Genomic DNA, 16591 nt, shown 5'->3' on the forward strand with positions numbered 1-16591 from the left:
TTAAATTTTTTGTTTCAATTATTAGCAAAAACTGTACCTAAAAATTCTATTTTGAATAATCTCTTCTCCCAAAAATAGCCGATCCAACCCTCACTGAATTGGCACCACATTCAATAGCTACCGGGAAATCATCACTCATACCCATTGATAAGGTTTTTAATGTTTTTAGTTTATTTAATTCATCAAAAAGGCCCTTTAGGATTAAAAATTCTTTTCTCACCTGTTGTTCATCATCAGTAAAAGTTGCCATACCCATTAAACCGGTAATTTCAATATGAGAAAAATGGCCATCAATATACTTTTTAAACAGGTTTTCAGCCTCATGAATTTCAAGTCCGAATTTGCTGTCTTCAGCGGCAATTTTTACCTGCAGCAAAATTTTGATTATTCTGTTATTTTTTCTGGCTTCTTTATCAATTTCGGCTAATAATTTTTCAGAATCCACGCTTTGTATAGTGTCTATAAAAGAAGCGATATATTTTACTTTATTGGTCTGTAAATGCCCAATCAGATGCCACTGAATATCATCAGGAAGTAAAGGGGATTTTTCCATCAGTTCCTGAACTTTATTTTCTCCAAATACTTTTTGCCCCAAATCATAAACATCCTGTATGGCTGAAACAGGATGTGTTTTGGAAACAGCAACCAGCTGTACACCTTCCGGAAGCCGGTCTTTTATAATCTGATAATTTTCTTTAATGCTCATAAATGCAAATTTCCGAAATTTACTTGACAGTTGCTGCCTATAGATTAATTTTAGATGATACTTTCTGTAAAAAACATTAATTCAATACTTCATTGATCTTCGGATATTGTGAAATCTTTCTGAAAACGAATTTGTTGCTTTTCTGCAGTTTTTCAATAAACAGATCTAATTCGTTGATAGAATCAGTATCTCTAAGGTATTGATCGTGAGTGAGAAAAACAAGGTGTCTTGAAGTTTTTTCAAGATCATTAAGGAAGATGCTGTCTACTTTTTTTAGCATGGCTTCATGGCTCCCTTTTAAAGTCATTTTTTGAGAAGGTCTCCATTCCAGGTCCCATCCGATAACTTTATAGCCGGCATTTTTAAGCCCGTTTGCAGCTAGAGTAGAACTTTTAATATCAGTTACGTTAATATTGTTGAGTCTCCAGATATTCCTCCCGGGAGTTCTGGCAATTTTATCCTGAAGTTTAAGGCTATCCTTGGCGATATCGAAATCATGTACCACTGCCTGTGTATTCTTGTAAAAATCTGTGTATTTGTTGTGGGCATGGCTGAAGCTGTGATTGGCAAGCTCTACCAGAGGATTTTGCTTTAAAAGTTCAAAATCGTCCTTTTGCTTTTTACTTCCATAGGCATGTTTTCCTACAAGAAAAGCTGTAGCACATACATTTCTTTTATTCAGGATTTTTAAGAGATTTTCTGTGCCCTGGTTCGGGCCGTCATCAAAGGTAAGGTAGATAATTCTTTTATCAGAATCTACATCTTCATCGTCTATTGTGGGGACTATTTCCGCGGTAGGATGTTCTTGTGAATTGAGCTTTTCATTCACATCATTCTTGAAGTTACAGCTGTTCAATAAAAACGAAGTTGCACTCATCAATGCAAGCATCCCGAGAAAAGTCGTGTTTTTTGACTTTCCCGCAAAAATTTTTCTCATAAAGGTAATGGAAATTAAATTGTTAAAAATCGTTAAAAATAACACTGAAAAGTTAACAAATTATATGCCATTATTCAAGGTGTTTTTTCTTTTTAAGGTTATTTTAAGAACTTTATTTTAAAGCATATTTCCATTAATCCATTGATTGTAAGTTTATGATTTTGTTTTATTTGTTTTTAAAATTTATAAATACGAAAACGATAGAGTTTCTCTATTTTCATTGAAGTTAAATAATTCTTCCTGTTATGGGGAATTATTTAACTTTAACAAATTGATATCGTTATACCGGTGAAAAAATTAAAAAGTATTGTTATAAAATCTCTTTTAAATACATTGCATTTTTAATAGCGGAAGTTCCCCAGGTATTGTTGAAGAATATAAAGGCTGTTTGTTTTGCCGTCTTAAGTCTGGCGGCAAGATGATCAAGAAAGTCATTGCTGTACTCAGACTTATAAAGAACAGGTTTTCCGTGTAATCTGTAATAGATTATTTCAGGATGATTAATGATGACCTCTTCAGGAAGATTTCCGGGGAAGCTTACTCCTGAAAATACAATATTGATATTTTGTAAGAAATCAAATATTTCTTTCTGCCACCATGATTCGTGACGAAACTCAATAACATTTAAGAAATTAAAATCAAGATTATTAACGATCAGGTCGAGATTTTCCGGGGTATTTTTAAAAGAAGGAGGAAACTGGTATAAAAAACCGGAAAGCTTATCCTTTAGGCTGTTTTGAATATGAGTACAGAAGTTGACAATATCCTCTTTTGATTCTGTAAGCCGTTTCTGATGGGTGATGGCTTTTGGTATCTTAATAAAGAACCTAAACAGATCAGGGGCGTCCTCATACCATTTTAAAAGAGTTTTAGCCGTTGGAATCCTATAAAATGTGGAGTTGATCTCTACAGCATTAAAAGCCCCGGCATATAAAGAAAGAAAATCTTTACTTGGTGCATTTTCAGGATACAGCGACCCTTTCCAGTCGTTATTATAAAATCCTGAGCATCCAATGTAAAGATTTTCTTTTTTCATGATATTATTTTATATCCAGATCTACGGAGTTTAGCCTCAATGAATTCAGAATCACAGATAAGGAACTGATGCTCATGGCCGCAGCTGCAATCATAGGTGATAACAGAATTCCAAAGAATGGATACAATAATCCTGCCGCTACCGGAACTCCCAATACATTATAGATAAATGCAAAGAATAAATTTTCTTTAATGTTTTTAAGGAGCTTTTCGCTTAGCAGCTTAGCTTTTGCTACGCCCAGGATGTCTCCTTTGAGCAGTGTAATTTCTGCACTTTCTATAGCGACGTCCGTTCCTGTTCCCATAGCAATTCCTACATTGGATTGGGCAAGGGCAGGAGAGTCATTAATTCCGTCACCGGTCATGGCAACGATTTTTCCCTCTTGCTGCAGTTTTTTTACTTCATTCAGCTTATCCTCAGGAAGACAGTTGGCCTTAAAATGTTTGATTCCCAGCTCATCAGCCACTGCCTTGGCTGTGTGCTCATTATCTCCGGTCATCATCATAACATCAATTCCTTCACTCATCAGTCTTTCAACTGCTTTTTTGGAGCTTAGTTTTATTTTATCTGTAAAGCTTATAAAGCCCAATACTTTTTGATCCTGTGCAATATAAGAAATGGTATGTGCTTTTGACTGTACTTCTATTGCTTTTTGTTTTAAACTATCAGGAATCATAATCTGGTGTGAAGCGAGAAGGTTCTCGTTTCCAAGGTAAGCTGTCTTCCCATTGATATTCCCTTTCACTCCTTTTCCCGAAATATTTTCAAACTGATCTACTTTTTCAGCAGCAATATTTTCTTCTTTTGCTCTTTTTATAACCGCATTGGATAAAGGGTGTTCAGAATTTTGGTTGAGCGAAAATGCCAACTGTAAGATTTGATTTTTGTCTTCGCTGTTTACGGTCTCAATATGTTCCAAAGAAGGTTTTCCTTCCGTTAAAGTTCCTGTTTTATCAGTGATCAGAACATTTACCTTATTCATTTGTTCCAGTGCTTCTGCATTTTTGATCAGGATGCCACTCTTAGCTCCTTTCCCTATTCCTACCATCAGAGACATAGGGGTTGCCAGTCCAAGAGCACACGGACAAGCTACAATTAGAACGGCCACAGCATTTACGAAAGCAAATAGACTTCTTTTTCCTTCCGGACCAAAAAACTGCCATAGAAAAAAGGTAAGTACAGCAATAAGAATCACTACAGGAACAAATACTTTTGAAACTTTATCAGTAAGCTTCTGGATAGGTGCTTTGCTTCTGCTGGCTTCATTTACCATTTTAATGATTTGTGAAAGAAGAGTTTCGTCACCCACTTTTTCAGCTTTCATAATGAATACCTGATTTCCATTGATGGTTCCCGAAGAAACTTTATCATCAACACTTTTTTCCACAGGAACAGGCTCTCCCGTAATCATGCTTTCATCTACAATAGAGCTCCCTTCTGTAATTTTTCCGTCAACCGGAATTTTTTCGCCGGGTTTTACTTTTAGCAAGTCTCCGATTTTTACCTGAGAAAGCAAGACTTTTTTCTCTTCACCATTGATGATAAGGTTAGCTTCATCCGGTGACAGGTTCATTAATTCTTTAATGGCATTTCCTGTTTTCTTATGAGCTGCTGCTTCCATCAACTGTCCTAAAATAACCAATGTTAAAATGACACAGACAGCTTCGAAATATAATGGGATTTCATGATTATGTCCACGGATTTCATGCGGGATGATATCTGGGAAAGCTAATGCTGTAATACTGAATATAAATGCTGCTGCCACTCCCAGTGCAATAAGACTGAACATATTGAGGTTCCATGTTTTGAAAGAAACCCAGCCTCTTTTCAGCAAGAACCACCCGGAATAAAACATAACGGGAAGTGTCAAAGCCAGTTCAATAAATCCCTGAACCTGATGGGAAAAAGGAAAATTAATAAACATTCCACCCATTGAAAGGATGAAAACAGGGATGGTAAATGCCAATGAAGTAATAAATTTCCTTTTTAACAGAGTATAGGTTTCATCTTCCTCATCATCTCCGCTGTCTGGCATTCTTACCAGGTCCATTCCGCAAATAGGGCAGTCTCCGGGTTCATCACGAATGATTTCAGGATGCATAGGACAGGTATATTTAGCTGTTTTCTTCTCAGGATATTTTACCAGATCCATTCCACATACAGGGCAACCTACGTTAGAATCATAAGTTTTATCACCTTCACAATACATGGGGCAATAGTATTTTCCTGCCATTTCATCCGTCACTGCAGGAGCTGCATGGTGATCGCTGTGATCATGAGTGTGGGAGTGATGATGGCTGTGGGTATCTGCATTTTTTACAAGATCCTCAGTGATTTCTTCTAAATGCATATGGCATACCGGACAATCGCCTTTTTCATCATATACTTTGTCGCCTTCGCAGAACATCGGACAATAATGTTTTCCAATGCTGGTTTTGAAATTGTCCGGAAGGTGAGTGGAGGAGTAGGTTGGCTTGTGATTGGGATCTTTTGCCAGTTTTTCTTCAATAGGAACTAAATACATCTTGCATACAGGACACCTTTCCCCCTGTTTGAAATATACTTTATCGCCTTCACATTCCATCGGGCAATAATATACTGAAGATGGAGATATGCGATCCTGGGGCTTTACAAAAGCCTTGTCCGGATTATTTGGATCTTCAAGTTTATATTTTCCTATTTCGGCTAAAGCATTATTCAAAACAGACAGTTCAACGCTGTGATCAGAGGAGATTGTTGCTGTATTGTTCTCCAGGTTTACATCGGCTTTCACACCCTCTATGCTGTTCAGTTGATTGGAAATCTTTTTCTGGCAGCCTGAACAGGTCATTCCGAGTATTTTATACTGTTGTTCCATGATTCTTAAATTTATATTACAAATTTCCAAAAAGGAAGAATAATGCTGTTATAAATTTAAGGATAATAGTTATAAAATTTGGTTAGAGGGTTTTAGAGTGGGAGAGAATTAGGGTGAGAGAGTATTAGAGTAAGAGGAAGGATGTGTTTTCTTATAAAAAGACAAATAGGAAAACTTTATCCATATAAATATGAAATGTAATTATTCGAATACTGCTTATATTCTTATGATGCTAAAACCTTCCAGCACTCACACTCAAACTTACTAAAGACTATCCAGAGGTTTTCTGTGATGATCTTTCAGTTTTTTAAATTCAGTGGGGGTAAAACCAGTGCTGTTCCGAAATTGGGTAGAGAGGTGCTGAACGCTTTTATAGCCCAATTTTCCCGCAATCTCGGTAAGATTGAATTCATTATATAAAAGGAGTTCTTTTACTTTTTCAATTTTTTGGAGAATAAAGAATTGCTCCAGGGTAATGTTTTCGTTTTGTGAAAACGTTTTGGAAAGAGCACTGTAATCTTTATGGAGCTTTGAACTTAAAAATTCGGAAAGCAAAAAATTATCAGCAATGTCAAGTTCACTGACCTTTACAATGATAAGATTTTTGATTTTTTCAATCAGTTGATGAGCTGAATCCATAATTCTCTCAAAACCGGTTTCAAGCAGCTCTTTTTCAATGGTCTTCATTTTGTCAGCTGGTATTTCAGTTTCAGTTTCCACTTCGCCCAATATAACGGAGCTTATTTTCACATCAGCCTTGCTGAAGATATCTTCAACCGCAGAAATACATCTGTTGCAGACCATGTTTTTTATGAAAATGATCATAAACTGCTGTTTAATCTGTCTTTTACAAATTCAATCTGAGTTTTACCGTGAGGAGCAGGGTTTCCATCCTGATCAAGATTCACCATTACAATTTTATCAACCGTAATAATTGTTTGATGGGTCATCTTGTTTCGGACATCACATTTAAGAGTGACAGAAGAAGAACCGAAGTGGATAGCTTCTATGCCTATTTCTATGATATCTCCCTGTTTTGCAGAGCTTACAAAATTAATTTCGGAGATGAATTTTGTGACTACTTTTGTGTTTTCCAACTGAATAATTGCATATAAGGCAGCTTCTTCATCAATCCACTGTAAAAGTCTTCCTCCGAAAAGAGAATGATTGGGATTCAAATCTTCAGGTTTTACCCATTTTCTGGTATGGTAGTTCATAATTCTAATAATTTGTTTTGCAAATTTAATGTTTAAAACCGGGCTTTTCAAAAGAATGATATTTATTGATCGAAAGAAGACCATTCATTTTCTCAATCATTTTTATTTTTGAGGCTGAGAATATCCTTAATAGCCTTTATTTTTCATAATTTTTAACATATAAAAAGACTTTGGTTCTTGGAAAATAGGGTTATGACATATTAGTTTTTACTATTATTATGTTCAGATTGATTATTATTGCTCTAATTAGCCGGAGAAGATGGTTTTATTTAAGTGAAAATGAAAATTAATTCCCTCAAAAAATGAATCCTATTGGCATCAATTATTATGTTAACTAATTTTAACTTATATTTGTATTTTTATAAATAAATATCGTAAAACGATAATAATTTATTGCTTTTCAATTAAAATAAATTATAAAAGATATTTGAAAAAAGAAGGCAGGTAAAAAATATTTTGATTTTAGATTTTTTATTGTATCTTGCATTCGTTTATATTTGGAATCAATATTTGTTCATTAATTTATGTTGCTTTTCTTTTATATACCAAATTTTTATTAATTTTTTAATTTTATTTAAAATGAACATTTTTGTTTCAAACATCAATTACGCAACTAAAGAGTATGAGTTGCATGATCTATTCGCAGAATTTGGTGATGTATCATCAGCTAAAATCGTTACAGACAGAGAAACTGGTCGTTCAAGAGGTTTCGGTTTTGTAGAGATGGGTGATGAAGAAGGACAGCAGGCTATCGAAGCTCTTAATCAGAAAGAATTCAACGGAAAAGAGCTTAACGTATCTGAAGCTAAACCTAGAGAAGAGAAGCCAAGAAGAAGTTTCGATAACAACAGAGGTGGTGGTTATGGAAACAACAGAGGTGGTGGAAGCGGAAGCTACGGAAATAACCGTGGCGGAGGTGATCGCGGAGGAAACGGCGGTGGAAAACGTTGGTAAAAAATATGAAGCGGCTTTTAAGCCGCTTTTTTTATGTCTTTATTTTTCTTTGATCAGCAATACAGCATCATTATAGTAAATATTTCTCGCACTTTTTTGTTTTGTGACAGTAGGGAAAATAATCTTAACATGATATTTACCCAGATCACTTTCTACAGCCACTTCTTTTAATTTTATAGTTTCACCTGTACGGATATTATCTTTAAATAGCTTATCAATAGCCGGAGTAAAATCTACTTCTTCTTTTGAGTTCAGGATTACTTTGATCTTTTCAGTCTTGTTATCAATAAGAAACAGATCTCCGCTGATTTCTTTTGATTCCTGGCCATAGCTTTGGAATTTTATTAAATACCGATAGGTTTCAATGTTCACTACCTCTGTTTCTGACTCCAGTGTCAATTGCTCATAGGCAAGTGCTGTGGCATGTTTGTCGGCATAAGTAAAAGAATTTCTCAGGCTGTTATTGATTGCCCAGTAATAAGGTTCTTCAAAATCTTTCAACAATTTGCCCCGCATTGTAGGATCAACAAGATTAAGTAAAAAACCTTCCTGTTTTCTTTGTATTAAAAACTCAAACTGTGATGCCATTTTATCAATCACAGCATCTGATATCTTTTTATTGAAATCTATTGTATTATTTGTGAGTAAGTTATTTTCATTTAAAAGCTTCATGAGTTCACTTTTCTGGCTTCTTTTTGCGACGCTAAAAGCATTTAGATAAGGAAATACCAGTGAAAAGGCTCCAAATATAAATAAGCTTACAGGAATAAATTTTATGCTCGGCTTTTTGATGACAATGAAATAAACAATTAAACTTGTCAGCCATACAGCCAGGAGTAAAACAAAATACCTTGGCTCTGTATACCCATATTCTAGAAGTCTGGTGAAAATAGCAACAAAAAGCAGAATTACCAGAGGGATAACAGTATAATAAAATAATCTTGAAAATACCTTAACCCAAGATCTTATATGATCTTCTTTTAATGGATGTACAAGCAGTAAAGCAAGAATTCCTACAATACTGTAAGCCAGAATCAGATAAGAAACCCAACCTCTTGGAAGCTCCCCGTTGATCAGTATTTTAAGTGAATAAAAATAAAGAATAACGGCATAGATACAAAGAAGCGGAATCAGAATAAACTGGGTGAAGAATTTTAAAACAACAGGATATTTGCTGTCTTTTTCAAGGTCGGGTAAACCTCTTTCATTAAAAATCAGAAAAATGAGACAGCTTCCGGCAATAGCCAGAAAAAAGAATACATCAAAGTAAACTCTATCATTAAACTGAAAATCAAAGAGTTTGTCAATGGCTAAAATAGCCAGTTCTACTCCGGCGGTAAGGACTCCTGTGAATATAGCCGTAAGTACGATATTAACAAATAGGTTTTTGTTATACTGCCAGAAATTAAGCTCCCTATCCTTATTTAAAAAGGCTACAAAAGAAACCAGCAGGTGAGAAAGAATGAATGCTACAGCAATGATGTATCCATAGACTTCAGTAAAATCTTTCTTGTTACCAGGTAGTATAAAAAATAATCCTATCAGACCAATAACTCCTGCTAATTCTAGTAGATAACGTTTTCCTATCCGTTGGGAAAGTATTTTCAATGCAAACATCAATGATATTCCCAGACCGGAACAAATAGTGAACATATAGCATGTGAAAGAATCATTTCTTGACCTTGTGGTCTCATATAAATAAATAGCACCAACAGAAGTTAACAGAGCCATGAAGAGAACCATCGGATAACGCAATATAACTTCTTTGGCTTTTCCTGTTATCTCAAGAAATTTTGTTTTCATAGGCCATAGTATTTATATTTTTTTCTTCTTTTTCTTTTTGTCTTTTTCTTTATCCTTTTCTTTTACTTTTGTTTTTTTCTCTTTTTTAGGACTTAAAATTTCATCAGCGACCTCAAATTTCGGCTCTTCTACTTTGGTAGGTTTTATTTCAATTTTAAGATCGAAATACCCTTTCAGATCATTCTGGGAGATTAGCTTTTCATTCATTAAAAATTCCAGAATCTCTTTTCCGGAATCATTAAAAAAGTGATGGGAAAGTTCTTTCAACAGAAATTTTTTATATTCTTCAAAAGGAACAAGTACTGAATATTTAAAAATCCTGCCTTCCTTTACAGTAGACAAATAGCCTTTTTCAACTAATATTTTTAAATAAGTAGAAACGGTGTTCTGGTGTGGTTTGGGTTCCGGATGCTGTTCCATAACATCCTTAAGATAAAAGGAATTCAACTTCCAAAACAGCTTCATAAAGTTTTCCTCCGCGGCAGTAAGATGATTTATTTTCATATATTCTTCTAATGTTGAAATTGTATATTGCAATAAAGATAGATAAAAGATATTAAAAATGCTATTCCTGCGCCCATAAATACTTCTTTAATGGTGTGCCTTTTTAGAATGATTCTTGTAATTCCCACCAAAGCAGCAATCCCCAGCCACAGAATCCCCAGCTTCCAGTTTAATGAGAAAAACAAAGCTGCTACAAATACATTGAAAGCTGTATGCATGGAACTTTTAATATAAAGGTTACTGATCTGCAAAGCGAAAAGAAGAATAAGGATAAACAGCATGATGAAGTCAATATATCCGTTTCTGAGATAATTAAAAAGAAGATAGACAAGTACGCAGACCGCAATAAATATATATAATGTTTTTCTCTGTACCCGGTTCGAAACATCCATATTGGTGTACCTTCCCGTTTTTACATTCCATACCAGCCAGATAATGACAGGTAGCATAATCATCAATAAGATAGGCACGAAGTATAATAAGGAATCTTTTAGTGTATATGACTGTACACTCATATAGATGAAAAAGATAAAAAGTGAGACCAAAGGATTGAAAAAATCAGAGATGATCTTTGAGATTTTGTGCGTCAATGAAGAGTTCTTTTCTTCCATGTTTAAGTTTAAAATTCAAATATAATACTATAACCAAAAAAACAATTGATATGTATACAATAAAAACAAAGTTTTTTTCATAATTTTGCTCAACTATTTCATCATAAAAAAGCAAGAGCTAACACATGAAAGAATTTTCTAAAGAGGTATACCTGAAGTGGTATGAAGATATGACAATGTGGAGAAGGTTTGAAGACAAATGCCGTTCTCTTTATCTAAAACAAAAGATCAGAGGCTTTTTACATTTGTACAACGGTCAGGAAGCAATCCCTGCCGGATTCACGCATGCAATGGATTTAACGAAAGACAGTATGATTACTGCTTACAGATGCCATATCCATCCAATGGCGATGGGAGTAGATCCTAAGAGAATCATGGCGGAACTTTGCGGTAAAGCAACAGGTACTTCCGGAGGTATGGGTGGTTCTATGCACATTTTCAGTAAAGAACACCGTTTCTATGGAGGTCATGGTATTGTAGGAGGACAGATTCCTTTAGGAGCTGGTATTGCTTTTGCAGATAAATATTTTGACAGAAAAGCTGTAAATATCTGTTTCTTTGGAGATGGGGCAGCAAGACAAGGCTCATTACATGAAACATTTAACATGGCAATGAACTGGAAACTTCCTGTAGTATTTGTTGTGGAAAACAACCAGTATGCAATGGGAACTTCTGTAAAAAGAACTGCCAACCACGAAGATATCTACAAGCTAGGATTAGGATATGAAATGCCTTGTCTTGCTGTAGATGCAATGGATCCTGAAAAAGTAGCTGAAGCTGCTTATGAAGCAATTGAAAGAGCAAGAAGAGGAGACGGACCAACATTCATTGAAGCAAGAACTTACCGTTACAGAGGACACTCTATGTCTGATGCGGAGCCTTACAGATCAAAAGAAGAGGTGGCTGTACACAAAAATGATGACCCTATCGAATTGGTAAAACACAGAATTTTATCAAACGGATGGGCTACGGAAGAAGAATTGGAAGTGATGGATAACAAATCAAGAGATTTTGTGGACGAATGTATTGAGTTCATGGAAAACTCTCCATATCCGGATGCAGACAAAATCTATGAGTATGTATATGCTCAGGAGAATTACCCGTTCTTAGATAAATTAGAAAACTAAAAGATAATAGGTTAATCTGAAGATTTGAAAAACAGTAGAGATCCTCATGGCTCCAATCAAATTTTCAGATTGCTAAATTTTCAAATTATAAAAAAATTATGGCAGAAGTAATTACGATGCCCCGCCTTTCTGATACTATGACGGAAGGTAAAGTGGCAAAATGGCATAAAAAAGTAGGCGACAAAGTAAAAGAAGGCGATATTTTAGCCGAAATTGAAACTGATAAAGCAGTTCAGGATTTCGAATCTGAAATAGAAGGAACTCTTTTATACGTGGGTGTACAAGAAGGAGATGCTGCTGCTGTAGACTCTGTTTTGGCGATTATCGGTAATGAAGGAGAAGATATTTCAGGATTAACAGATGGAGCAGCTGCTTCCAGTGCAGGTTCTGAAGAAAAAAAATCAGAAGAACAGCCTAAGTCAGAAGCTCCGGTTGCTGCTGAACCTGCTGCAGAAGTTCCGGCAGGAGTAGAGATTATTACAATGCCAAGACTTTCTGATACTATGACAGAAGGTAAAGTAGCTAAGTGGCACAAAAATGTAGGAGATACAGTAAAAGAAGGAGATCTTCTTGCTGAAATTGAAACAGATAAAGCGGTTCAGGATTTCGAATCTGAATTCAATGGAGTATTATTGAAGCAGGGTGTAGAAGAAGGTGGTGCCGCTCCGGTAGATTCCGTATTAGTAATGATTGGCCCTGCAGGAACAGATGTTTCAGCTGTAGGAGCTCCAAAAGCTGCTGCTCAGTCATCAGAAAAACCTGCTGAACAAAAAGCGGAAACTAAAACAGAAGAAAAAGCTGCTCCGGCTGCAGATTCTTCATCTTCCGACAGAGTTGCAATTTCTCCATTAGCTAAAAAAATGGCTCAGGACAAAGGTGTTGATATCAACAGCGTTCAGGGTTCTGGAGAAAATGGAAGAATCGTTAAAAAAGATATTGAAAGCTATCAGCCATCTCAGGCGAAGCCAGCTGCTTCAGCTCCGGCTGCAAGTGCTGCTGCTCAAGTGGCAGTAAACTTCGTTCAGGGAGAAGATACGGAGACTCCAAACTCACAGGTAAGAAATATCATTGCGAAACGTCTTTCTGAAAGTAAATTCTCTGCACCTCATTATTATCTGATGGTTGAGATCAATATGGATAAAGCTATTGTAGCTAGACAGGAGATCAATTCTTTACCGGATACTAAAATTTCATTCAATGATATGATCATTAAAGCAACAGCGATTGCTTTAAGAAAACACCCTCAGGTAAATTCAAGCTGGGCAGGTGATAAGATCATCCACAGAGGAAATATCAATGTGGGGGTAGCCGTAGCGATTCCTGACGGATTAGTGGTTCCTGTATTGAAAAATACAGATCAGATGAGCTATACTCAGATTTCTGCATCTGTAAAAGATATGGCTTCAAGAGCTAAGAATAAAGGTCTTAAAGCGAACGAAATGGAAGGATCTACATTCTCTATTTCCAACCTGGGAATGTTCGGAATCGAAACATTTACAAGTATTATCAACCAACCCAACTCTGCTATTCTATCCGTAGGCGCAATTATTGAAAAACCAATTGTTAAGGACGGTCAGATTGTAGTAGGAAACACAATGAAGCTATCATTGGCATGTGACCATAGAGTAGTGGATGGGGCTACAGGTGCTCAATTCTTACAGACATTAAGAACATATTTAGAAAATCCATTAACATTGTTACTGTAATTTCTAAACTGTATATACAAAAACCTCCCGCTTTGGAGGTTTTTTTGTTTTACTACCAATAATGTTGTAACAATTTGTTGTAAAATCAACAATATGTTACTATTTTTGAATCATGATTAAAGCAAGAAATATCCATAAGTCTTATGGGAATTTAGAAGTGTTGAAAGGAGTTGATATTCACATCAAAATGGGAGAAGTAGTCTCTATTGTTGGGGAATCGGGTGCCGGTAAATCTACATTGTTGCAGATTTTAGGAACGTTGGATCATCCTACTGCTTCATCTAAATATGATACTGAAATTGCCATAGCAGGAGAATCATTTATCAATATGAATGATAAGCAGCTTTCTAAATTCAGAAACCAGAATATTGGCTTTGTATTTCAGTTTCATCAGCTCCTTCCTGAGTTTACGGCTTTGGAAAATGTTTTGCTTCCTACCAAAATTGCCGGAGCTAACGAAAAAGAAGCTCTTGATAAGGCGCATGCTTTATTTGAAGACCTAAAGATAGAACAGAGGCTGCACCACAAGCCCAATCAGCTTTCCGGTGGTGAAGCTCAAAGGGTAGCTGTGGCCAGAGCATTGATCAATTCACCCAAAATTATTTTTGCAGATGAGCCAACAGGTAACCTGGATTCAAAAAATGCAGATGACCTTCACAGGCTGTTTTTTGATTTGAGAGATAAATATAACCAGACATTTGTTATTGTAACCCATAACCCGAATCTTGCTGAAATAACAGACCGTAAACTTGTTATGAAAGACGGAATGATTATAGAATAGCAGATGCCAGCCAAATGATGAAACACTTTATATTTCTTTTTATACTATTGATCTCCTGTTCAAAAGCTGAATCGCAGCAGTTGAATATATCCGGAGTTCCTCAGTCTAAAATTTCTGAGATTAAAAGCTATCTCAAAGGAAAAAATTATAATCAGGAACTGGCTGTTTTTATCAATTTTAAAATACATTCCGGAAAATATCGTTACTTTATCTATGATTTAAAAAAAGATAAGGTAGTACAAAAAGCTATTGTGTCGCATGGTTCAGGTTCTGCTATTTCCCATTCGAGCGCTTTACAGTTCAGTAATACCGAGGGATCTTACCAGTCTTCATTAGGAAAATATGAAATTCGGGAGAGCTATGTCGGGAAATTTGGAAAAGCATACCGTTTAAAAGGTTTGGATACAACCAATAGTAATGCCATGCAAAGGGCAATTGTACTCCATTCTTACGGATGTGTGCCGGATAGAGAATCTCAGAATCCGGCATGTTTAAGTCTGGGATGTCCCATGCTTTCTGTAAATGCTTTTAATGAAAGTGCAAAATATATTGACCAATCAAAACAGCCCATTATTTTATATGCATTTTACTAGTGTATCATTTATAAATCATAACCCATAAAAATTACCTCCCATGCCTATAAAATTTCTTGCTGAAGATGACAGACCGAGAGAAAAGTTTTTACATAAAGGTAAAAACTCACTTTCTGATTCAGAGTTACTGGCAATCATAATGGGAAGTGGAAATAAAGAAGAAAGTGCTGTAGAATTAGGAAGAAAAATTTTAGCTTCGGTAGATAATAACTGGCATCAGCTAAGTCTGCTTTCCATTAAGGATTTAATGAAATTTAAAGGAATAGGAGAAGCTAAAGCCATTTCTATAGCAACAGCATTAGAAATAGGAAGAAGAAGAGCCGGGCAGGAAATTCCGGAAAGATCAACTATCGGAAATAGCAATGATGCTTATTTATTGCTTAAAAATCAGTTATCCGATCTGAGAACTGAAGAATTTTGGGCTATTTTCCTGAACAACAGTAATAAAGTACTTCATATATCCCAGATGACACAGGGAGGAATCAGCCAGTCTATTGTAGATGTAAGAATTCTTTTTAAAAAAGCGCTGGATCATTTTTCTACAGGTATTATTATAGCACACAACCATCCCTCAGGAAGTCTAAAACCAAGTAGGGAAGATATGAATATCACACAAAAAATAAAAGAGGCTGGAAAGACTTTAAGTATTCAGCTTTTAGATCATGTTATCATTACTCAGGATTCATATTTTAGTTTTTCGGACACAGGATTATTATGATTAGAAGATTAAGATACAATGAAATTGATTTTGTAAAATATTCCCGATGTTTAGAAAATTCTGAACAGAAGAAGTACTCTGCGACAAAAGATTTTTTAGATACCACGTCGGAAAAACAATGGGAAATCTTAGTCTATAATGACTATGAGGCAGTAATGCCTATTCCTTTTGTGAAAAAATATGGAATTAAAATTGTTCTTAACCCTAAGCTTTGTCAGCAGCTAGGTGTTTTTTCTGCCAAAGATGATGTACAGCTTAACGAAGCTTTTTTGAATTATCTGGAGAAAAATTATTTAATAGGAGCATATCCGTTGAACGATTTCAATCAAATTCAAAGAAAGCTTAGATTGAGAAAGAATTTTTTACTTTATCCGGACTCTTACGAAAAAGTATACGCACGGTACTCCCCAAAAAGAAAAAGAAAACTAAGATTGGATGATGAAGTGGTAAAGAATTCAGAAATAAAAACAATTAGCTATGATGAGGCTAAGCTTTTTATAGAGAATAATATGATTGGGCTGTGTAAAGAAAATGATCTTCCGGATTTCATGAGGATTTTTGAAGCTTTCTATCATTTGAATTATCTGAAGTTTTCAGCTTTTTTTTATCATCATAAAATAATCAATATGATCGCAACGTATTCTGATTGCAGTATGGTGGCACTTTTAGGCACTTTTAATGATAAAGATTATGTAAAAATATCCGGGGCTTCAGTGCTGATTGATACCATAATCAGGGAAACTATTGAAATTCATATATTTGATTTTGAAGGCGGGGAATTACCTAATATTGAAGAGTTTTTCAGAGGGTTCCGACCGGAATTAAAACCTTACGCAATCATTGAAAATTCAAAAAAAGACCTTTTGAAGAAATTTGTGTATTTTCTATTAAACGGTAAGCTCTTTTAATAGGATAGAAAAAACAGTACATTTTTCCCTAAAAGTTAAAACTGCTTTCAAAATAAGAAAAAAAAGCTATACGGCTAACCTCATTTGGATAAAAACAGAACCAGAAAAAGCCTTGTTTATCATTTTTTTGATG

At 35.3% G+C, this 16591-nt stretch carries 16 protein-coding genes; 7 read left to right on the top strand and 9 right to left on the bottom strand.

The features are described 5' to 3' along the window. Nucleotides 1-46: 46 nt before the first annotated feature. The 6 genes from LQV47_RS07665 to LQV47_RS07690 form a co-directional block, all read right to left on the bottom strand. Nucleotides 47-706, bottom strand: coding sequence for a YggS family pyridoxal phosphate-dependent enzyme (locus tag LQV47_RS07665; RefSeq protein WP_230035525.1), 660 nt, complete (start codon nucleotides 704-706; stop codon nucleotides 47-49). A 76-nt stretch (nucleotides 707-782) separates the two neighbouring features. Further along, a complete protein-coding gene (locus tag LQV47_RS07670; RefSeq protein ID WP_230035527.1) occupies nucleotides 783-1643 on the bottom strand; it encodes a polysaccharide deacetylase family protein in 861 nt (286 codons plus the stop codon). A 310-nt stretch (nucleotides 1644-1953) separates the two neighbouring features. Next, the gene (locus tag LQV47_RS07675) at nucleotides 1954-2679 is read right to left on the bottom strand and encodes a DUF72 domain-containing protein (RefSeq protein WP_230035528.1); all 726 of its coding nucleotides are present in this window, start codon (nucleotides 2677-2679) and stop codon (nucleotides 1954-1956) included. A 4-nt stretch (nucleotides 2680-2683) separates the two neighbouring features. Continuing rightward, nucleotides 2684-5536, bottom strand: coding sequence for a heavy metal translocating P-type ATPase (locus tag LQV47_RS07680; protein ID WP_230035530.1), 2853 nt, complete (start codon nucleotides 5534-5536; stop codon nucleotides 2684-2686). A gap of 264 nt (nucleotides 5537-5800) precedes the next feature. Continuing rightward, nucleotides 5801-6361: an AraC family transcriptional regulator gene (locus LQV47_RS07685; protein ID WP_230035532.1), complete on the bottom strand. Its 561-nt coding sequence runs from the start codon at nucleotides 6359-6361 to the stop codon at nucleotides 5801-5803. Beyond that, nucleotides 6358-6753 (bottom strand): hotdog domain-containing protein, encoded by a 396-nt coding sequence (locus LQV47_RS07690; protein WP_230035534.1) that lies wholly within the window; start codon nucleotides 6751-6753, stop codon nucleotides 6358-6360. Before LQV47_RS07690 ends, LQV47_RS07685 begins: the two co-directional genes overlap by 4 nt. 579 nt (nucleotides 6754-7332) lie before the next feature. Between LQV47_RS07690 and LQV47_RS07695 the strand changes: the two genes are divergently transcribed. Then, a complete protein-coding gene (locus LQV47_RS07695; RefSeq protein ID WP_209799804.1) occupies nucleotides 7333-7707 on the top strand; it encodes an RNA-binding protein in 375 nt (124 codons plus the stop codon). Between the two features lie 39 nt (nucleotides 7708-7746). On the opposite strand, the gene LQV47_RS07700 is transcribed toward LQV47_RS07695, so the two are convergent. Genes LQV47_RS07700 through LQV47_RS07710 form a run of 3 tightly spaced genes read right to left on the bottom strand, consistent with a single transcriptional unit; the run spans nucleotide 7747 to nucleotide 10625 of the window. After that, nucleotides 7747-9510 (bottom strand): DUF4153 domain-containing protein, encoded by a 1764-nt coding sequence (locus tag LQV47_RS07700; protein WP_230035536.1) that lies wholly within the window; start codon nucleotides 9508-9510, stop codon nucleotides 7747-7749. 12 nt (nucleotides 9511-9522) lie between these two features. Further along, on the bottom strand, nucleotides 9523-10014 hold the full coding sequence (locus LQV47_RS07705; RefSeq protein WP_230035538.1) for a BlaI/MecI/CopY family transcriptional regulator: 492 nt from the start codon (nucleotides 10012-10014) through the stop codon (nucleotides 9523-9525). An 8-nt stretch (nucleotides 10015-10022) separates the two neighbouring features. Further along, nucleotides 10023-10625: a phosphatase PAP2 family protein gene (locus LQV47_RS07710; RefSeq protein WP_230035540.1), complete on the bottom strand. Its 603-nt coding sequence runs from the start codon at nucleotides 10623-10625 to the stop codon at nucleotides 10023-10025. A gap of 125 nt (nucleotides 10626-10750) precedes the next feature. On the opposite strand from LQV47_RS07710, the gene pdhA reads away from it, so the two are divergent. From pdhA to LQV47_RS07740, 6 genes are all read left to right on the top strand, one after another. Beyond that, a complete protein-coding gene (gene pdhA / locus LQV47_RS07715) occupies nucleotides 10751-11752 on the top strand; it encodes a pyruvate dehydrogenase (acetyl-transferring) E1 component subunit alpha (RefSeq protein WP_230035542.1) in 1002 nt (333 codons plus the stop codon). A gap of 98 nt (nucleotides 11753-11850) precedes the next feature. After that, a complete protein-coding gene (locus LQV47_RS07720; protein WP_230035543.1) occupies nucleotides 11851-13458 on the top strand; it encodes a 2-oxo acid dehydrogenase subunit E2 in 1608 nt (535 codons plus the stop codon). A gap of 112 nt (nucleotides 13459-13570) precedes the next feature. Then, entirely contained in the window at nucleotides 13571-14239 is a 669-nt protein-coding gene (locus LQV47_RS07725; protein ID WP_047495625.1) for an ABC transporter ATP-binding protein, read from the top strand. A gap of 14 nt (nucleotides 14240-14253) precedes the next feature. Continuing rightward, nucleotides 14254-14832, top strand: a complete 579-nt coding sequence (locus LQV47_RS07730) for a murein L,D-transpeptidase catalytic domain-containing protein (RefSeq protein ID WP_230035545.1) — start codon at nucleotides 14254-14256, stop codon at nucleotides 14830-14832. A gap of 40 nt (nucleotides 14833-14872) precedes the next feature. Continuing rightward, complete coding sequence (gene radC / locus LQV47_RS07735; RefSeq protein WP_230035547.1) at nucleotides 14873-15550, top strand: DNA repair protein RadC; 678 nt, start codon at nucleotides 14873-14875, stop codon at nucleotides 15548-15550. Continuing rightward, nucleotides 15547-16458 (top strand): hypothetical protein, encoded by a 912-nt coding sequence (locus tag LQV47_RS07740; RefSeq protein WP_230035549.1) that lies wholly within the window; start codon nucleotides 15547-15549, stop codon nucleotides 16456-16458. The genes radC and LQV47_RS07740 overlap by 4 nt, the downstream gene beginning before the upstream one ends. Nucleotides 16459-16591: the final 133 nt, after the last annotated feature.

The sequence above is a fragment of the Chryseobacterium sp. Bi04 genome (genome assembly GCF_918698085.1).
Lineage (GTDB): Bacteria > Bacteroidota > Bacteroidia > Flavobacteriales > Weeksellaceae > Chryseobacterium.

Excerpts from the sequence above, each read along its gene's own strand:
- radC (WP_230035547.1), top strand. The coding sequence starts at position 14,873 with ATGCCTATAAAATTTCTTGCTGAAGATGACAGACCGAGAGAAAAGTTT.
- LQV47_RS07720 (WP_230035543.1), top strand. The coding sequence starts at position 11,851 with ATGGCAGAAGTAATTACGATGCCCCGCCTTTCTGATACTATGACGGAA.
- LQV47_RS07725 (WP_047495625.1), top strand. The coding sequence starts at position 13,571 with ATGATTAAAGCAAGAAATATCCATAAGTCTTATGGGAATTTAGAAGTG.
- LQV47_RS07740 (WP_230035549.1), top strand. The coding sequence starts at position 15,547 with ATGATTAGAAGATTAAGATACAATGAAATTGATTTTGTAAAATATTCC.
- LQV47_RS07680 (WP_230035530.1), bottom strand. The coding sequence starts at position 5,536 with ATGGAACAACAGTATAAAATACTCGGAATGACCTGTTCAGGCTGCCAG.
- LQV47_RS07685 (WP_230035532.1), bottom strand. The coding sequence starts at position 6,361 with ATGATCATTTTCATAAAAAACATGGTCTGCAACAGATGTATTTCTGCG.
- LQV47_RS07665 (WP_230035525.1), bottom strand. The coding sequence starts at position 706 with ATGAGCATTAAAGAAAATTATCAGATTATAAAAGACCGGCTTCCGGAA.
- LQV47_RS07690 (WP_230035534.1), bottom strand. The coding sequence starts at position 6,753 with ATGAACTACCATACCAGAAAATGGGTAAAACCTGAAGATTTGAATCCC.
- LQV47_RS07710 (WP_230035540.1), bottom strand. The coding sequence starts at position 10,625 with ATGGAAGAAAAGAACTCTTCATTGACGCACAAAATCTCAAAGATCATC.
- LQV47_RS07675 (WP_230035528.1), bottom strand. The coding sequence starts at position 2,679 with ATGAAAAAAGAAAATCTTTACATTGGATGCTCAGGATTTTATAATAAC.
- LQV47_RS07695 (WP_209799804.1), top strand. The coding sequence starts at position 7,333 with ATGAACATTTTTGTTTCAAACATCAATTACGCAACTAAAGAGTATGAG.
- LQV47_RS07730 (WP_230035545.1), top strand. The coding sequence starts at position 14,254 with ATGATGAAACACTTTATATTTCTTTTTATACTATTGATCTCCTGTTCA.
- pdhA (WP_230035542.1), top strand. The coding sequence starts at position 10,751 with ATGAAAGAATTTTCTAAAGAGGTATACCTGAAGTGGTATGAAGATATG.
- LQV47_RS07705 (WP_230035538.1), bottom strand. The coding sequence starts at position 10,014 with ATGAAAATAAATCATCTTACTGCCGCGGAGGAAAACTTTATGAAGCTG.
- LQV47_RS07700 (WP_230035536.1), bottom strand. The coding sequence starts at position 9,510 with ATGAAAACAAAATTTCTTGAGATAACAGGAAAAGCCAAAGAAGTTATA.
- LQV47_RS07670 (WP_230035527.1), bottom strand. The coding sequence starts at position 1,643 with ATGAGAAAAATTTTTGCGGGAAAGTCAAAAAACACGACTTTTCTCGGG.